This window comes from Nocardiopsis valliformis DSM 45023 (assembly GCF_000340985.1).
Classification (GTDB): domain Bacteria; phylum Actinomycetota; class Actinomycetes; order Streptosporangiales; family Streptosporangiaceae; genus Nocardiopsis; species Nocardiopsis exhalans.
Genome location: NZ_ANAZ01000015.1, coordinates 125,870 through 144,028, shown reverse-complemented (window position 1 = coordinate 144,028; position 18,159 = coordinate 125,870). Strand labels below are relative to the sequence as shown.

13 protein-coding genes are annotated in these 18,159 nt (G+C 70.3%); 11 read left to right on the top strand and 2 right to left on the bottom strand.

What is annotated here, in order from left to right; translation table 11 throughout:
* The first annotated feature begins 69 nt into the window (after positions 1–69).
* From D457_RS0116925 to D457_RS0116880, 10 genes are all read left to right on the top strand, one after another.
* The gene (locus D457_RS0116925) at positions 70–3,222 is read left to right on the top strand and encodes a hypothetical protein (RefSeq protein ID WP_017581863.1); all 3,153 of its coding nucleotides are present in this window, start codon (positions 70–72) and stop codon (positions 3,220–3,222) included.
* Positions 3,223–3,338: 116 nt separating this feature from the next.
* Complete coding sequence (locus D457_RS0116920) at positions 3,339–4,226, top strand: Fpg/Nei family DNA glycosylase (RefSeq protein ID WP_017581862.1); 888 nt, start codon at positions 3,339–3,341, stop codon at positions 4,224–4,226.
* A gap of 148 nt (positions 4,227–4,374) precedes the next feature.
* Complete coding sequence (locus D457_RS0116915) at positions 4,375–5,394, top strand: LacI family DNA-binding transcriptional regulator (protein ID WP_017581861.1); 1,020 nt, start codon at positions 4,375–4,377, stop codon at positions 5,392–5,394.
* Positions 5,395–5,654: 260 nt separating this feature from the next.
* Positions 5,655–7,349, top strand: coding sequence for an ABC transporter substrate-binding protein (locus D457_RS0116910; RefSeq protein WP_026116730.1), 1,695 nt, complete (start codon positions 5,655–5,657; stop codon positions 7,347–7,349).
* A 67-nt stretch (positions 7,350–7,416) separates the two neighbouring features.
* The gene (locus D457_RS0116905) at positions 7,417–8,412 is read left to right on the top strand and encodes an ABC transporter permease (RefSeq protein ID WP_017581859.1); all 996 of its coding nucleotides are present in this window, start codon (positions 7,417–7,419) and stop codon (positions 8,410–8,412) included.
* On the top strand, positions 8,409–9,320 hold the full coding sequence (locus D457_RS0116900; RefSeq protein ID WP_017581858.1) for an ABC transporter permease: 912 nt from the start codon (positions 8,409–8,411) through the stop codon (positions 9,318–9,320). Before D457_RS0116905 ends, D457_RS0116900 begins: the two co-directional genes overlap by 4 nt.
* Positions 9,320–10,273, top strand: coding sequence for an ABC transporter ATP-binding protein (locus D457_RS0116895; RefSeq protein ID WP_017581857.1), 954 nt, complete (start codon positions 9,320–9,322; stop codon positions 10,271–10,273). Before D457_RS0116900 ends, D457_RS0116895 begins: the two co-directional genes overlap by 1 nt.
* A 4-nt stretch (positions 10,274–10,277) precedes the next feature.
* On the top strand, positions 10,278–11,189 hold the full coding sequence (locus D457_RS0116890; protein WP_017581856.1) for an ATP-binding cassette domain-containing protein: 912 nt from the start codon (positions 10,278–10,280) through the stop codon (positions 11,187–11,189).
* Positions 11,190–11,243: 54 nt separating this feature from the next.
* Entirely contained in the window at positions 11,244–13,763 is a 2,520-nt protein-coding gene (locus D457_RS0116885) for a glycoside hydrolase family 2 protein (RefSeq protein WP_017581855.1), read from the top strand.
* Positions 13,764–14,048: 285 nt separating this feature from the next.
* Positions 14,049–14,252 (top strand): cold-shock protein, encoded by a 204-nt coding sequence (locus D457_RS0116880; RefSeq protein ID WP_017581854.1) that lies wholly within the window; start codon positions 14,049–14,051, stop codon positions 14,250–14,252.
* Between the two features lie 193 nt (positions 14,253–14,445).
* Here the strand turns inward: D457_RS0116880 and D457_RS0116875 are convergent, their stop codons facing one another.
* Positions 14,446–16,014: a glycerol-3-phosphate dehydrogenase/oxidase gene (locus D457_RS0116875; protein ID WP_017581853.1), complete on the bottom strand. Its 1,569-nt coding sequence runs from the start codon at positions 16,012–16,014 to the stop codon at positions 14,446–14,448.
* 387 nt (positions 16,015–16,401) lie between these two features.
* Between D457_RS0116875 and D457_RS0116870 the strand changes: the two genes are divergently transcribed.
* The gene (locus tag D457_RS0116870; protein WP_017581852.1) at positions 16,402–17,256 is read left to right on the top strand and encodes a helix-turn-helix domain-containing protein; all 855 of its coding nucleotides are present in this window, start codon (positions 16,402–16,404) and stop codon (positions 17,254–17,256) included.
* 109 nt (positions 17,257–17,365) lie between these two features.
* Here the strand turns inward: D457_RS0116870 and D457_RS0116865 are convergent, their stop codons facing one another.
* Entirely contained in the window at positions 17,366–18,127 is a 762-nt protein-coding gene (locus tag D457_RS0116865; protein ID WP_017581851.1) for an MIP/aquaporin family protein, read from the bottom strand.
* Positions 18,128–18,159: the final 32 nt, after the last annotated feature.

The window sequence follows — 18,159 nt, the reverse complement described above, 5'->3', positions numbered from 1 at the left end:
CACCACAATGGACCTTGATAGCAGGGAGTAATCGTCTGATCACAAAAGATCAGGTGGTCAGGGGGCGTCGTGAGGTCATTACAGGACGGCGAGGAGATCGGTGGCACCGGGCCCTATCCGTCCCCGGTCGGTCTGGTGGCAGAGCGGTCGGGGCTGGCGGCCGGGTTCGCCGCCGCCTCCCTGCGCTGGAAGCCCCCGGTGGACCGGGGCGAGGTCCGCTCCTTCCTGGCCTACCTGCGGGCCTGTCTGCGCCGCGAGGCCGTGCACACCCACGTGGTGCGCGCCGAGCACCTGGGCTCCGACACCTGTGCCTGCCTGCCGGCCGGCCCCGAACTGCTGTTCAGCGGGGCCCGGGACACCCTCCCCCTGCACCCGGAGACCGCCCGGGTGCTGCGCCTGGCCGGACGCCACGGCCAGGCGCTGCGCTACGGCTACCCCCTGGTGATCCTCGGCGAGGGCGAAGACCGGGTGGCCCTACCGCTGCTCACCGTGGACGTGCACGTCGTGGACGACACGGGGTCGCCCGCCGAGGCCGCGGGCGGTGACGGCCGCCCCGGCGGTGACACCCCGCTGGTCCGTGCCGTGGGCCAACCCGACGTCAACACCGCGCTGCTGGCCCGGCTCGGCATCACCGACCCTGAAGACCTCTTCGAGCTGCGTACCCGCCTGCGCACCGGCGCCCCCGACACCATCCACCGGCCCGCCGCCATCGCCGACCTCGCTGCCAAAGTACGCACCCTGCTCACCCGGCTGGAAATCGAACGGGTCGACGACATCGCTCCGCTCGGTACCCGCGGCCAGCCCCACCTGGTCACCACCGGGGCGCACAACACCGCCGTGCTCTTCCGGGCCGGCCCCGGCGGCCCGGGCGACCTCGGTGGTTTCGGAAACACCGGCGGCGCCGAGGAACCCGACCCCGGCAGCATCGAGGGGATCCTGGCCGACCTCGACCCCACGGACCGCGACGGCCTCGACCCCGACGCCATCCCGGGCACCGCCCTGGAGGCCCTGCTCGGCAACGCCGCCCACCGCGCCACCCCGGGCGGCACGGGCGCCGGACCCGCCGAACCCCAGACCGGCCGTGGCATCATGCGCCGCAGCGCCCGGGCCCAGCGGCGCACGGCCCTGACCCCGGACCCCAACCCCGCGCCGGTGCCCGTCTCGACCACCGCCCTCAGCCAGGCCCAGTACGAGGTCCTGTACGCCGCCATGCGCGAACAGCTCACCGTGGTCGCCACGCCTCCCGGCAGCGGCATCCACGACCTCGTCGACGCCCTCATCCGCACCGCTGTGGCCAGCGGCCAGCGGATCCTGGTGTGCGGCCGTACCGAGGCCGACCTGGACACCGTCTTGGCCAGAGCCGACATCGCCCCGGGGCACCCCGTCGTCCGGGCGGGCGGACCCGGCCAGCGTGCCGCCGAACTGCGCCTGCTCACCCGGCTCCTGGCCCAGCCGGGCGGCGCCCTGCCCGCCGGGAGCTCCTCACCTGCCAGTGAGGGGGGAACCTGCCATCGCACCGAGCTGATCGCGGCCTGGAACCGGGTCCGCCAGGTCTGGTCCGCCATGGACACGATGGCCTCGGGCGGCCACGTCCTAGCCCACCTGGCTGAAGAACGCGGTCGCAGCATCGCCCGCGGTTGGGCGCCCGACAGCCTCTTCACCCCCGAACAGGGCGGCCCCGAGTACTGGCTGCACCGTGCCGAACGCGCCGCCGCGGGCGGGCTCGGCGGCTTCCAGCACCGGGCCGCGATCCGCCGCGAACTGGGGGTGGCCACCGACCCCGAAGGGCTGAAGCAGCTCTGCTCCGTCGCCCGGCTGGAGAGCGACTGGCGCGAGGGAGTGGACCGACGCACCCGGTGCGCCCCGCTCAACGAACTCACCACCGAGCTCGCCGACGCCCTGGCCGCCCACCGCAGAGCCAGCGCCGCCTGCCTGACCGCGGTCACCGAACCCCGTCTGTGGCGCGGCCGCGCCGCCATCGAGAACCGGGTCGAGACGCTCAACTGGCACCACGGCGGGGGCTGGCCCGGGCTGGCGGGCCTCCTGGACACCCTGCCCGTGTGGGCGTGCCGTACCGACCAGGCCCGCGCTCTGCCGCCGCAGGCCGGTCTGTACGACCTGGTCATCGTGGTGGGCGCCGAGCAGACGCGGGTCAGTGAACTACTGCCGGTGCTCTACCGGGCCGGTCGCGCGGTGGTGGCGGGCGACCCCGCCCACCCCGGGCCGGGCACCGTCCTGGAACCCGAGGAAGAGCGCCGGGCCCTGGCCACCGCCGGACTGGCCGCGGAACATCTGGACACCCGCGCGCTGCGGCACGGCTCGGGTTCGGCGCTGCGGGCGGCGCAGGCGGCCGCCCCGCCCATGCTCTGGCTGGACGAGCACGACGGCGCGCCCGAGGACCTGGCCGAGACCGCCTCCCGGCACTGCTACGGCGGCCGGCTCGGGGTGCTGACCCGGCCCGAGCCCACCGACCCGCCCGCCTTCGAATGGCGCGACGTCGGCGGGGAGTGCGAGGCCGCGCCCGGTTCCTCCTACATCAACCGCGACGAGGCCTACCGGGTGGCGGTGGTCGTGGGTGAACTCGACCAGGAACTGCCCGCGGGCCACGAGCTCGCGATCATCGCCCCGATGCAGCCCCAGGTGGCCCTGTTGCGCCGACTGCTGCGCCAGCGCCACCTGCGCCGCCGGGTCCGGATCGGCGGCCCGGAGATACTGGCCTCCGACACCGACGCCGCCGACGTCACCGTGCTCTCCGCGATGCTCGCCGCCGGGGCCCCGGCCATCGCGGAACGGCGGGTACGCCGGATGAGCCACCTGTGGTCCGCGATCCTCACCCGGACCCGTGGGCGCCTCGTGGTGGTGGGGGACCGGGCCCACTGGTCCGGCGGGGACGACCCGCTCGGCGACCTGCTCGCCGCGCGCACCCGCGCCGGGACGGACCCGGCGAGCGTCGCCCTGGCGGAGGCCCTGCGCGAGGCCGGGACCAACGTGGACGCGGGGCGGCGGATCAACGGGTGGACCGCGGACCTGTTGGTCAGCTACGGCGCCCGGCGCGTGGTGCTGCTGCTCGACCGCGAACCGGACGGCCCCGCTCTGCGCCGCCTGCTGACCAGGGGCGATGCCCTCAACCAGGCCACCGAGGACCTCGTGGTGGTGGTCCCCGCCTGGCGTTGCCTGGCCGACCCCAAGGCGCTCGTGGAGGAGATCCTCTCCGCCTGCTGAGCCCGCCCCGGGCCGAACCGTCACCGGAGCCCGGTCCTCGAAACCCAGCCGGTCGGGTCCCGGGCGCGCCCTATCCTGGATGCGCTGAGGACACATGCCCACAGAAGGGGACACGGGTGCCTGAGGGCCACACACTGCACCGGTTGGCGGCGCACTTCGACAAGACTTTCGGGGGCGGCGCCGTACGGGCCTGGAGCCCCCAGGGGCGCTTCGCCGAGGGCGCGGCCCGGATCGACGGGCGGGTCCTGGCCGAGAGCGAGGCCCACGGCAAGCACCTGTTCCTCGGCTTCGACTCCGGCGAGTGGCTCCGCGTCCACCTGGGTCTGTACGGGGCCTGGTCCTTCGGGGACGCCGACGGCGAACGCCACCTGGGCGCGCCCCGCACCGAGGGCGCCGACCGCCTCGACCTGCGGCGCGACCCCGACGGTTTCGTCCTGCCGCCCGACCCGGTGGGGGCCGTCCGCGTGCGCCTGGTCAACTCCTCGGGCTGGGCCGACCTGCGCGGTGCCTCCGCCTGCGAGGTCATCACCGAGGAGGACAAACGCGCCGTCCAGGACCGGCTGGGCCCGGACCCGCTGCGTCCCGACGCCGATCCGGAGCGGGCCTGGCGGACGGTGAGCCGCTCGCGCAGCAGCCTCGCGGTGCTCCTGATGCGCCAGGACGTGATCGCGGGCATTGGCAACATCTACCGCGCCGAATCCCTCTTTCGGGCCGGTCTCGACCCGATGACCCCGGGCCGCGAACTCACCCGGGAGCGGTGGGACGCCCTGTGGGCCGACCTCACCGGGCTGCTTCAGGACGGGGTGCGGGACGGCTACATCATCACCACCCGCCCCGAGGACCGCCCCGACCCCGAAGCCCGTCCGGTGCCCCGGCCGGACACCCTCTACGTCTGCTACCGCACCGGCGATCCCTGCCGGGTGTGCTCCTCGCCGATCTCGGCTGCGGAGCTGTCCGGGCGCACCCTGTACTGGTGCCCCGGCTGCCAGCGCCCGACACGCTGAACCCGGGCGCCGGGGTTGGACGTATCCGCCTCGTTTGCCGTGCCCGGCGAAAGCCGTGAGCTCGGGCCAAAGCCGGTGGGTTACAATCCACTCCCGATGACTGAACCGGTTCAGTCTTTAATTACTGGGAGACGGCTTGGGGTCTTTGATGCGGCGCCCGACGATCATGGACATCGCCAAGGCGGCCGGGGTGTCCAAGGGGGCGGTTTCCTACGCTCTCAACGGCCGCCCCGGCGTCTCGGAGTCCACTCGCGAGCGCATCCTGACCATCGCGAACGACCTGGGCTGGGCGCCGAGCAACCCCGCCCGCGCACTCGCCCCCGGCGGTCGGGTGGGCGCGATCGGCATGGTCGTCGACCGCCCGGCGCGCTCGCTGGGGATCGAACCGTTCTTCATGCAGCTGGTCTCGGGGGTCGAGACCGAGCTGTCCGCCCAGGGGGTCGACCTGATGCTCCAGGTCGCCGAGGACGTCGAGGCGGAGCTGGCGGTCTACCGCCGCTGGGCCGCCGAGCGCCGGGTGGACGGGGTGGTCATGGTGGACCTGCGGGTATCCGACCCCCGCCCCGAAGCGATGGGGGTCCTGCCGCTGCCCGCCGTGCTCCTGGGCGGGCCGGAGGGCGCTGGCGGACTTCCGTGCCTGTACACGGACGACGGGGTGCCGATGCGCGAAGTGGTGCACTACCTCGCCGCGATGGGGCACCGGCGGATCGTGCGGGTGGCCGGACCCGAGGACTTCGTGCACACCCACAGCCGTACGGAGGCCTTCCGCCAGGCGGCCGAACGGTCCGGGCTGCTCCAGGCGCGCACGGTCCACGCCGACTACACGGGGGAGGCGGGGAGCCGGACGACCAGGCGTCTGCTCGCCGAGGCCGAGCCTCCCACGGCTCTGGTCTACGACAACGACCTGATGGCGCTGGCCGGACTCGGAGTCGCGGCGGAGATGGGTATCGAGGTGCCCTCCCAGCTGTCCATCGTGGCATGGGACGACTCCGCGCTCTGCCAGATGGTGCGCCCCTCGCTCACCGCGGTCAGCCGTGACGTGGTGTCCCACGGGCGCCGGGTGGCGTCGATGCTGAACGCGGTCCTCGCGGGGCAGCAGGTCGAGAGCGAGGAGACCTTGGCGGGGGAGCTGCGGCCCCGGGGGAGTACCGGCCCCCTGACGGTCTGAGCACTCTGGGTCCGCACGCCGGTACAGAACCGGTTCACCAACGGGCTTTCGGGCGACACCAGGCCATCGTGGCTGTTACAAGGGGATAACAGCGAAGTGTCGGGGATTGACGTGGTTCGTCGGTCCGTGTTGTTGTGTACCTCACTTACCCGGTTCAGCAACGGCCCTTCGCTCCCCCCGATTGGGAGCGCTCCCAGCCTTCCGCGACAGGATCGGCTTCCCCCATATGAGGGGCCGACCGGGTGAAAGGAGGAGTCGAGATGAGATCTCTGAGGCTTCCCGCTGCTCTGGCAGCACTGGTGATGGTGGCCAGTGCCTGCTCGGGCGAGGGCGGAGAGGGCGGCGGTTCCGAGGGTTACCCCCGGGCCGAGACGCTGTACACCACGGGCACCGCTTGGGGCCCGCCGGTCAACTGGAACCCGGTCATGCGCGGCCAGTACGCCGTGGGGACCTTCGGGCTGGCCTACGAGCCGCTCTTCCACTACGACCCCGAGGCGAACGAGTACGTTCCCTGGCTCGCCGAGGGCGACGAGTGGCCCGACGAGGACACCCACGTCATCACCCTGCGCGACGGGATGAGCTGGACCGACGGTGAACCGATCGTCGCCCAGGACGTGGTGACCACCATTGAGCTCGGCCAGATGGACATCTCCTACAGCAACATCTGGAACTTCATCGAGAGCGTCGAGGCCACCGGTGACCTGGAGGTCACGGTGAACTTCTCGGACAGCCGTCCCCAGGAGTGGATGAACTGGGCCTACAGCACCCCGATCGTTCCGGACCACATCTGGGCCGACAAGGACCAGGCAGGCCTCAGCGACGACCCCAACAGCGACCCGGTCGGCAGCGGTCCCTACCTCTATGAGACGCACGCCGACGACCGCATGGTCTGGAAGCGCAACGACGACTGGTGGGGCACCGAGGCCCTGGGGCTGGAGATGCAGCCCACCTACATCGTCGACATCGTCAACGCCTCCAACGAGGTGACGATGAACATGATCAGCAACAACGAGGTCGACCTCTCGAACAACTTCCTGCCCGGCATCGACCAGATGATCGACGGGCAGGCCATCACCAGCTTCTACGACGAACCGCCCTACATGCAGTCCGCCAACACCGCCTGGCTGGTGCTCAACCACGAGCAGGAGCCGATGGGCGACGCCGAGTTCCGCAAGGCGCTCGCGCACTCCATCGACATGGAGACGATTATCGACGGCCCCTACTCCAACCTGGTCGAGGGCGCCAACCCCACCGGCCTGCTCCCCCAGTGGGACGACTACATCGACCACGAGCTGGTCTCCGAGAACGGTTACTCCTACAACCCGGACGAAGCGGTCGCCCTGCTGGAGGAAGCGGGCTACACCGACCAGGACGGGGACGGCTTCGTCGACACCCCGGACGGCGAGCCGATCTCGCTGACCCTCCAGGTGCCCTCCGGCTGGACCGACTGGATGGAGGCCGCCCGGGTCATCGCGGAGAACGCCCAGGAGGTCGGGATCAACGTCGAGGCGGACTTCCCCGACTTCGACCTGCTGGTCAACAACCGCAACGACGGCGACTTCGACATGCTCGTCAACAACGAGCGCCAGCTGAGCAACACCCCGTGGACGTACTACGACTACCTGTTCCAGCTGCCGCTCCGCGACCAGCAGACCACGGTCAACTTCGGCCGCTACGAGAACGAGGAGGCCTGGGCCCTGGTCGAGGAGCTCGCCGCCGTCCCGGCCGATGACGTGGCGGCCGCGGCGGAGGTCACCTCGCAGATCCAGGAGATCCAGCTGGCCGAGCTTCCCGCCATCCCGCTCTGGTACAACGGCCTCTGGTCGCAGCAGACCAACTCCACCTGGACGAACTGGCCCAGCGAACAGGGCACCGCCGGTTACGCCACGATGTGGGACGGATGGTTCGAGCTCGGAGCCATCCGCACTCTCGCCGAGATCGAACTGGCCGAATAACGCGCACCCGTGGAGCGCTCCCGGCATGGGAGCGCTCCACCTCGCGCCCCACATCTGGAGGAACCCCATGTGGCGTTACATGGGCCGCAAACTCGGGATCTACGGCATCACCTTCGTGGTCGCGGTCACCATCAACTGGATGATCCCGCGGTTCATGCCCGGCGACCCCGTTCGCAGCATGCTCAACAGGGCCTCGGTCTCCGACCCCGAAGCCCTGGAACGCATGACCACCTACTACAACGAGGTCTTCGGCCTCGACACCCCGCTCCACCAGCAGTACTTCGCCTTCTGGGCGGGCCTGTTCCGCGGTGACCTCGGCATCAGCGTCTGGCTCTACCCGGAGCCGGTGACCGACATCATCCTCCGCAGCCTCCCGTTCACCCTGGGGCTGCTGCTGCCCGCCATCATCCTGAGCTGGATCATCGGCAACCGCTTCGGCGCCTTCGCGGCACGCAGCAAGGTCCTCGACAACACCGTGCTGCCGCTCGGCTACATCCTGACCGCGACCCCCTACATGTGGATCGCCCTGCTGCTGGCCTGGGCGTTCGGTGTGGTGGGCGGCTTCTTCCCGACGGCCGGAGGCTACAGTTTCGCGCTCACGCCGTCATGGTCGTGGGTGTTCGTCTCGAACCTGCTCACCCACTGGTTCCTCCCGTTCCTCTCCCTGTTCCTGGTCGCCCTGGGCGGTTGGGCGATCGGGATGCGCAACATGATCATCTACGAGCTGGAAGCGGACTACTCGAACTACCTCCAGGCCCTCGGCGCCCCGCGCCGGCTGATCCGCCGCTACGCCTTCCGCAACGCGATGCTGCCGCAGATCACCGGCCTGGCCGTGCAGCTGGGCACCATCATCGCCGGAGCGCTCCTCACCGAGATCGTCTTCAACTACCCCGGCCTGGGGACCCTGATCCTCAACGCCCTGAGGAACAACGACTTCTTCCTGCTGCAGGGCATCTTCCTGTTCGTGGTGGTCGGAGTGCTGATCGCCAACTTCATCATCGACATCATCTACGTCCTGGTCGACCCGCGCACGCGTGTGCAGATGACGGGAGGCGCGTCATGACCAATGTTCCCGGAGCCCCGGGAGCGGCTGATTCCGGAGCCGCCCCCGAGCCGGTCGCCGAGCGCAGGGTCTCCGAGACCCTGCACTTCGCCCGGCGCAACCCCAAGCTCCTCATCGGTACGGGCATCGTGCTCGCGCTCCTGCTCACCGGCCTGATCGGGCCGCTGTTCATCGACCACGGACCGAATGTCTACGTCGGCCCCAAGAGCCAGCCGCCCAACTCCGAGTACTGGATGGGCACCACCTCCTTCGGACAGGACATCTGGGCACAGTTCGTCTACGGGCTGCGTTCGACCTTCCTGGTCGGCGCGCTCGGCGGCGGCATCGCCTTCGTGGTGGGAACGGCGGTCGGGTTCCTCGCCGGATACAAGGGCGGCCTCGTCGACGAGCTCCTCAACATGTTCACCAATGTGGTGCTCGTCCTGCCCACCCTGGTCGTGCTGATCGTCGCCGTCGCCTACCTGGACGTGCGCGGCATCTTCGTGCAGGCCCTGTTCATCGGCCTGACCTCCTGGCCCTGGGCCGCACGCGCGGTCCGTTCCCAGGCGCTGTCCCTGGCCACCCGCGACTACGTGGACCTGGCCCGGCTGAGCGGTCGCCGCACCGCGAAGATCATCACCACCGAGATCGCTCCGAACATGAGCTCCTACCTGGTGATGTCCTTCATCCTGCTCTTCGGCGGGGCGATCCTCATCGCTGCCGGGCTCGACTTCATCGGCCTCGGTCCCGTGAGCGGGGTCTCCCTCGGCCTCATGTTGGAGAGCGCCGTCCAGTGGAGCGCCCTGCAACTCGGCATGTGGTGGTGGTTCATCCCGCCAGGTGCCGGGATCACCCTCCTGGTGGGTTCGATGTACATCCTCAACGTCGGGTTGGACGAGGTCTTCAACCCCAAGCTGCGGGAGCTGTGATGACCCTGCGCGTCAAGGACCTGAAGGTCTACTACCAGACCCTGCGCGGGGACGTCCACGCCCTCGACGGGGTGAACTTCGACCTCGCCGACGGGGAGATCATGGGCCTGGCCGGGGAGTCCGGCTGCGGTAAGAGCACCCTCGGCAAGAGCCTGATCAGGCTGGACGGCCGTATGCGGCACGTGGACGGCACGATCGAGCTGGACGGCAAGGACGTGCCCATCGCCGACGACCGCGCGATGAACCCGTTCCGCTACCACGAGATCTCGCTCATCCCTCAGTACGCGATGAGCGCGCTCAACCCCACCCGCAAGATCGGGCGGATGATCAACGAGCTGCTGCGCGCGCGCGGAGTGCGCCCGAACACGATCGCCGAGGAGCTCAACCGCAGGCTGGAGCTGGTCGGGCTCGACCCCGACGTGCTCAACCGGTTCCCGATCGAGCTCTCCGGCGGGATGAAGCAGCGGGTGGTCATGGTCATGGCGACCCTGCTCAACCCGTCCCTGCTCATCGCGGACGAGGCGACCTCGGCCCTGGACGTGTCGACCCAGCGCTCGGTGGTCGAGTCCATGGTGGAGTTCCGGGACCGCGGCTACGTCAAGAGCATGATCTTCGTGACCCACGACATCTCGCTCGTCTACCAGATGGCCGACACGGTCATGGTGATGTACGCGGGCCGGATCGCCGAGAAGGCTCCGGCGAGCACGATCATCAACGACCCGCAGCACCCCTACACCAAGATGCTCATCGGGGCGCTGCCCGAGGTCGGCACGACCACGGCGGACACGCGCCTGGAGGGAATCCCGGGCACCCCGCCGGGACTGCTGAAACCGCCCACGGGCTGCCGGTTCAAGGACCGCTGCCCCATTGCCTCGGAGGAGTGCTCCGAGACGCCGCCGCTGGTGGAGATCGAACCCGGCCACTGGGCCGCCTGCTGGAAGACGGGGAGGTAGCGCCGTGCTGGAACTGAGCCACGTGCACAAGGTGTACCGGGTGGGCGCGTTCGGCGGCGCGAAACTTCGCGCCGTGCGCGACGTCAGTCTGACCGTCGAGCCCGGCGAGGTGGTCTCGCTGATCGGCGAGAGCGGCAGCGGCAAGAGCACGATCGGGAAGATGGTGCTGGGGCTGACCAGGATCAGCTCGGGCACCATCCGTTTCGAGGGCGAGGACGTCTCGCGGATCCGCGGGTTCTCGGCGAAGAAGGAGTACTACCGCAAGGTGCAGGGGGTCTTCCAGGACCCGTTCAGCTCCTTCAACCCGATCTTCAAGGCCGACCGCGTCTTCGAGATGATCCGCTCCTCCTACTTTCCCGGGATGTCCGACGCGGACTGGAAGCGCAAGGTCCTGGACGCGGTCGGCACGGTCCGCCTGGACCCGGAGAACGTGCTGGGCAAGTACCCCCACCAGCTCAGCGGCGGGCAGCTCCAGCGATTGCTCATCGCACGTGCGCTGCTGCTCGACATCAGGCTGCTGGTGGCGGACGAGATCATCAGCATGCTGGACGCCTCCACCCGCATCGACGTGCTCAACCTGCTCGGCGACCTCAAGGAACGGGGCCTGGGCATCATCTTCGTGACCCACGACCTCTCCCTGGGCAACTACGTGAGCGACCGGTCCGTGATCCTGCGCAAGGGCGCCATCGCCGAGATGGGGCCCACCCGCACGGTGTTCGACAACCCTCTTCACCCCTACAGCCGCCACCTGCTCTCGTGCGTGCCCCAGATGCACCGCACCTGGGCGGAGGTGGACGCGGAGCTCGCGGCCAACCCGCCCGAGGACGTGGAGCTGCCCACCGTCACCGGCGACGACGACTCCGCTCCGCTCATCGAGGCCGAAGAGGGGCACTTCGTCGGCATCGACCAGGGCTGACCCGGGGCCGGACCCGCCCCGAACACCATGAGAAGCATCAGAAAGGGAGCGCACATGACCTCCTGGCTCGATCTGCACGACGGCTGGACCCTCACGGCGGTACCCCATGGGGGCGCCCTGTCGGATCCGGCCGCCGCGGTCGGCGAGGTCCCCGCCACCGTGCCGGGCTGCGTCCACACGGACCTGCTCGACCGGGGACTGGTCGAGGACCCCTACCTCGACGACAACGAGAACCGGCTGGCCTGGATCGGACGCACGGACTGGAAGTACACGCGCTCCCTGGCCGAGGAGTCGCAGGAGACAGGCGGCACCGCCGAACGCGTGGACCTGGTCTGTGACGGCCTGGACACGGTGGCCGCCGTCCGGGTCGGCGGGCGGGAGGTCGGCCGCACGGCCAACATGCACCGCTCGTACCGGTTCGACATCACCGAGGCCTTGGCCGAGACCTCCGGGGTTGAGGGCACAGGCCCCGCCCTGGAGGTGGAGTTCGCCTCGCCGTACCGGTACGCGGAGGCCAACCGGGAGCGGATGGGCGTCCGCCCCGGCGCCTACGACGAGCCGTACCAGTACATCCGCAAGATGGCCTGCAACTTCGGCTGGGACTGGGGCCCGACCCTGGTGACCTCCGGGATCTGGCGGCCGATCCGGCTGCACGCCTGGTCCACGGCGCGGCTGGCCTCGGTCCGGCCGCTGGTGTCGGTCTCCGAGGACGGCTCGCTGGGCCGGGTCGGCGTGCGGGTGGCGGTGGAGCGGACCGGGCCCGGGACGGACGTTCCCCTCACCCTGACCGCGACGGTGGCGGGGGAGACCACCACCGTCGCCGTGCCCGCGGGCGAGACGGAGGCCGCCCTGGAACTGGTGGTCGCCGACCCCGGGCTGTGGTGGCCGCGCGGTCACGGCGACCAGCCGCTGCACGACCTCACCGTGGAGCTGTCCGCCGCCGAACCCGGTGCGGATCAGAGCACCCTCGACACCTGGACGCGCCGGATCGGGTTCCGGAACGTGGCCGTGCACAGCGCGCCCGACCAGCACGGGGCCGCCTTCGCCCTGCGCGTCAACGGCCGCGACGTCCTGGTCAAGGGCGCTAACTGGATCCCCGACGACACCTTCCCCAGCAGGATCGGCCGCGGCCGCTACCGGGAGCGGATCGACCAGGCCGCCGAGGCCGGGATCAACCTGCTGCGGGTCTGGGGCGGCGGGATCTACGAGTCCGAGGACTTCTACGAACTCTGCTCCGAACGCGGGATGCTCGTCTGGCAGGACTTCCTCTTCGCCTGCGCCGCCTACCCCGAGGACGAGCCGCTGGCCACCGAGGTCGAGGCCGAGGCGCGCGACGCGGTCGTGCGGCTGGCCCCGCACCCCAGCCTCGCTGTGTGGTGCGGCAACAACGAGAACATCTGGGGGCACGAGGACTGGGGCTGGAAGGAACAGCTCGACGGCCGGGCCTGGGGCGCCGGGTACTACCTGGACGTGCTGCCGCGCGTGGTCGCCGAACTCGACCCCACCCGCCCCTACTGGCCGGGCAGCCCCTACTCCGAGGCGGAGGGCGTCCACCCCAACGAGGCGACCCACGGCACCATGCACCTGTGGGACGTGTGGAACGAGGTCGACTACACCGTCTACCGCGACCACCGGCCCCGGTTCGCCGCCGAGTTCGGCTACCAGGCGCCGCCCGCTCACTCCACCCTGCGGGGTTCGGTGACGGACGCCCCGCTCACCTCGACCTCGCCCGGCGTGCTGCACCACCAGAAGGCGATCGACGGAAACGGCAAGCTGGCCCGCGGACTGGCCGCGCACTTCGGCGACCGCGACTGGTCCTACGACGACTGGCACTACCTCACCCAGGTCAACCAGGCGCGCGCCCTGACCGTGGGTATCGAGCACTTCCGCTCCACCTGGCCGTACTGCACCGGCACGGTCATGTGGCAGATCAATGACTGCTGGCCGGTCACCTCGTGGGCTGCGGTGGACGGGGCAGGGCTGCGCAAGCCCCTGTGGTACGCGCTGCGCCGCGTGTACGCGGACCGGGTGGCTACCGTCCAGCCGGTCTCCGGTGGTGGACTGGCGGTGGTCCTGGGCAACGACACCGATCAGGAGTGGTCCACCGAGGTGACGGTGGTGCGCCGCGACTTCGACACCGGCCGCGCCCTGGCGGCCTCGGCGCATCCGGTCCGGGTGGCGCCCCGCGGCGCACTGCGGATCCCGGTGCCCGAGGGGGTCGCACGGGCCCAGGACCCCGCCCGTGAGGTGCTGACCGCCGACGGCGCGGGGGAGCGGGCCTGGTGGTTCTTCTCCCGTGATCATGAACTCGACTACCGAAAACCCGAATTCGACGTGGAAACGCGGGTGGACGGTGCCGATTTGCGGGTGAGCGTCCGGGCGCGTGTGCTCTTGCGGGATCTGGTCCTGAACGTGGACCGGCTCGACCCCGGGGTGAGCGCGGACAGCGCCCTGGTGACCCTGCTGCCGGGGGAGTCCCACACCTTCACGGTGCCGGGCGGTGCCGGGCTCGACCCGGAGGCGGTCACGGCGCCACCCGTGCTGAAGTGCGTCAACGACTCCCTCGCAAACTAGAGATGACGGTTCCGTGACACTCCGGTGGCTGTCACGCGCGTCACACGTGTTCCCCGCCCGGCCCGTCGGTATTCCCCGGCGGGCCGTGCGGGTTGCCACACCGAAATCCATCACCAGCTGGCTCGGCTGTGGTACGTTCATTAGAGATTGTTAGTCGTTGAATTTCGCAGTTGGTGTCTTGCCCGCGGAGTTTGTGACCGGCGGGCGGTTTCTCATGGAGTCGGCTCGCGGCAATTTTCGGGCGTGTGAGTATGCGTCCGTGTACACCGAGCTGAAGGAGAAAACATGGCTCAGGGAACTGTGAAGTGGTTCAACGGCGAGAAGGGCTTCGGCTTCATCTCCCCCGACGACGGTGGCCCCGACGCCTTCGTTCACTACAGCGCCATCCAGGGTTCGGGCTTCCGTAACCTGGAAGAGAACCAGCGCGTGGAGTTCGAGATCGTCGCCGGTACCCGCGGCCCCCAGGCCGAGAACGTCGTCGCGATCTAAGACCGCCAGACGTTGCGATGTCGCCCCTCCGGGGGTGTGAATGTCGCGGAACGCCCCCGGAGAGCCTGACTCTCCGGGGGCGTTCGCATGTCCGGGGCCGCTGCCCGAGAGCCTCTGGCTCGGGGCCCGAGCCCTGGAAACACCGGAGCCCCGGGACCGTCAACAACGGTCCCGGGGCTCCCTTGTGTGCGGCTCAGGCCTCCAGGAGGGCCTTGGTGCGCTCACGCACCTCGGCGGTGTCCAGGCCGCGCACGGTGACGGTGGTCCGGCGCCGCAGTGCGTCGTCCACGGTCACCGCCCACTCGCGGTCGCGGGCGAAGACCACCTGGGCCCAGATGTCCGGGCCGTCCGGGTGGATGCGCTCGCCCAGCTCCGGCTCGGCGCGCACCATCGCGGCGAGGTCCATGGCCAGGCTGCCGTAATGAGAGGCCAGGTGCCGGGCGACCAGCGGGTCCAGGCGGGTGCCCGGCTCGCGGTCGATGATTAGGCGCTGGGTGACCGCGTCCGGGCTGGCCAGACCGGGCAGCGGCACGGTCCGCAACGGGTCGGCCATGTCCTCCGACAGCGGGACCGCCGACACCTTGCGCAGCTCCTCCAGGACGGCCCGGCCGATGTGCCGGTAGGTCGTCCACTTGCCCCCGGCCACCGAGAGCATTCCGCCGCGCCCCTGGCTGACCACGGTCTCCCGCTTGGCCGAGCTGGTGTCCCCGGGGCCGCCCGGCAGCACCCGCAGCCCCGCGAACGAGTAGGTCATGCGGTCGCGGTCCAGGTAGGGGGCGTCGATGCCCAGCGCCGCCTCGCCCAGGATCTGGTCGACGTCGGAGGGCACCACGCCCACGTCCGCGGGGTCGCCCTCGAAGGCCTCGTCCGTGGTGCCCAGGAGCAGGTGCCCCTCCCAGGGGATGGCGAAGGAGACCCGGTACTTGTCCACCGGGATGGTGAGCGCGGCCCGCCACGGGTCCGGGGTGCGCAGCACCAGGTGGGCGCCCTTGGACAGGCGCACGCTGGGCGCCGCGGCCGGGTCCTCCAGGCGGCGCAGGTGGTCTACCCAGGGGCCGGTCGCGTTGAGGACCAGCCGCGCGTCGATCCCGAAGTCCTCACCGTTCACGCGGTCGCGCAGGTCGGCACCGGTCACCCTGCCCCGGGTGGTGCGCAGCCCCAGGACCTCGGCGTGGTTGAGAACCACGGCCCCGGCGTCCGCGGCGGCGCGCACCGTCATGACCGCCATCCGGCTGTCGTTCATCTGGTGGTCGCTGTAGGCGGCGACGGACTTCAGGCCCTCGGTACGCAGCCCGGGCGCCAGGCGCTTGGCCTGGAGCGGCGAGAGCAGGCGGCCCATGCCGTCGCCGAAGGCGGACAGCGCGGAGTAGAGGAAGACGCCCGCGCCCATCTTGGCGGCGCCGTGCGGCCCCCCGGAGTAGATCGGCACCAGGAAGGGGCGGTGGTTGACCAGGTGCGGAGCCACGTCGGAGGCGAGCGAGCGCCGCTCCTTGTGGTTCTCCGCGACCAAGCGCACGTTGCCGGTCTGGAGGTAGCGCAGACCGCCGTGCACGAGCTTGGAGGAGGCACTGGAGGTGGCTCCGGCGAAGTCGCCGGCGTCGACCATGGCCACTCGCAGGCCGGCCTGGGTCGCGGTCCAGGCGACGGAGGTGCCGAGGATCCCGCCGCCGATGACGAGGAGGTCGAAGGTGCCCCGGGCGAGTTCTTCGCGCGTGTGCGCGCGCACCGCGGGGGCGTCGCTTCGGTGGGTGCTGGCGGTCATGGCTGGTGCTCCGTCCGTTGGAGAGGGGGGTGATTCCGCACGTACCTGAACGGGCTCCACGTTTCAGGTGGGTGTCGTACGCATAATACGACAATGCCGAACGATGGTGAAGATCGGAGTCGGCATTGGCGCTGTTCCCTTGACCCAGGTGGGTCCTGGGTGGCGCGTGGGAGCTCTCATGTGACCCAGGGGGTTCACGATGTCGCTTGATGTGGTTGAAGTTCGGCATTGTCGCACTGTTTGGGAGCGTGGCCAGAAGCCTCGTGTGCAAGGTAAAAGCTGGAATCCGGGGATCCTGAAGTGGACTTCCAGCTTCCCTGAACAGGAGAAATGCCTGGACTTCGGGTTCTCCGGTTGTCCCACTGGGGAGGCGCCGCCGGTCCTACGATGAACCGCATCATGGCCAATAGGTACTCACCCACGATCCGGCGGCGCCGGCTCTCCGCCGAGCTCCGGCGGGTCCGGCTCGCCGCCCGTAAGACCAGCGAAGAGGCCGCGGCGGAAGCGGGCCTGTCCAAGTCCACGTATTCGAACATCGAGTCCGGGGTGAAGAAGCGCCCCAGCCTCCCGGAGGTTCGGGCGATCCTGGAGGCCTGTGGGGTGCCCCCGGGCGGAGAGTTCGACGAGATCCTGGACCTGTGCCGCCAGTCCCTCGAACGCGGCTGGTGGACCCGTTACCGCGACGTCCTCGCGGCCCGGTTCGTCGGCTTCGAGGCCGAGGCCAGATCCATCACGACCTGGCAACCCCTCCTGGTGCCCGGGCTGCTCCAGATCCCCGAGTACATGCGGGTCGTCGCGCAGGCCTGCTTGGCCAGCCCGCAGGAGATCCGCCGGGCCGTCGACGCCCGGATGACCAGACAGCGCATCCTGGAGGACCGGGACCCGCCGGAGCTGTACGCGATCTTCGACGAGGGTTCCCTGCTGCGCCTGCACGACCACCCCGAGGTCCGGCGCAGTCAGGTCAAGCACCTCCTGGAGATGGCCCAGCGCCCCAATGTCACCGTGCAGATGACCAGGGCGGATCGGGTCAACCCCGGCAGCGGCGGCTCCTGCGTGATCCTGGAGTTCCCCGATGTCATCGACCCGACCGTGGTCTTCCTGGAGACCGCCACCGACGGCATCTACCTGGAGGAGCCGGACGACGTGGCCCGCTACCGGAACCTGCTCAACCACCTGGGGCTGGTGGCGCTGCGACCGGGGGAGACCCTCGACTACCTGGAGGAGATCCACCTCGGCCGGTGAGCCGCGGTGACGTCGCAGTGAGCCGCGGTGCAGGACGGCGGGAACACCGGAGGGCGCCCGGACCGTTCCGGGCGCCCTCAGCGAATACCGAATACCGGCGGTGCCGCGGCTAGCCGCCGAAGCCGGTCAGGTTCCAGATCCAGGCGCCGATCACGCCGCCCACGATCGGTCCGACCACCGGGATCCACGCATAGCCCCAGTCGGAGGAGCCCTTGCCCGGGATCGGCAGCAGCGCGTGCGCGATGCGCGGGCCCAGGTCACGGGCCGGGTTGATGGCGTACCCGGTGGGACCACCGAGCGACAGGCCGATGCCGAGCACCAGGAGACCGACCAGCAGCGGGGCCAGACCGGTGCTGAACAGGCCGGACAGGTCGGCGTCACCGATCGAGACGTGGCCGGAGTTGGCGCCGATGCCGAGGATGCCCAGCACCAGCATCGCGGTGCCGATGACCTCGGTGGTGAGGTTGGCGACCGGGTTGCGCACCGCCGGTGAGGTGCTGAAGACGGCGAGCTTGGCGTCCGCGTCGTCGGTGTGCTTCCAGTGCGCGGAGTAGGCCAGGAAGACCAGGCAGGCACCGGTGAAGGCGCCGAGGAGCTGGGCGGCGATGTAGCCGGGCACCAGGGCCCAGCTGAACTCGCCGATGCTGGCCAGGCCGAGCGTGACCGCCGGGTTGATGTGGGCGCCGGAGGTGGTGCCGACGACGTAGACGGCCATGGCGACCGCCATACCCCAGCCGAGCGTCACCACGATCCAGCCCCCGGCGAGGGCCTTGGACTTGGCGAGTACGACGCCGGCGACGACACCGCCGCCGAGGAGGATCAGGATGGCGGTACCGATGAACTCCGCCAGGTACACCGAGAAATCTTGCATGAGGACCTCCGCCCCGTGAGGGGGGCAGCCGG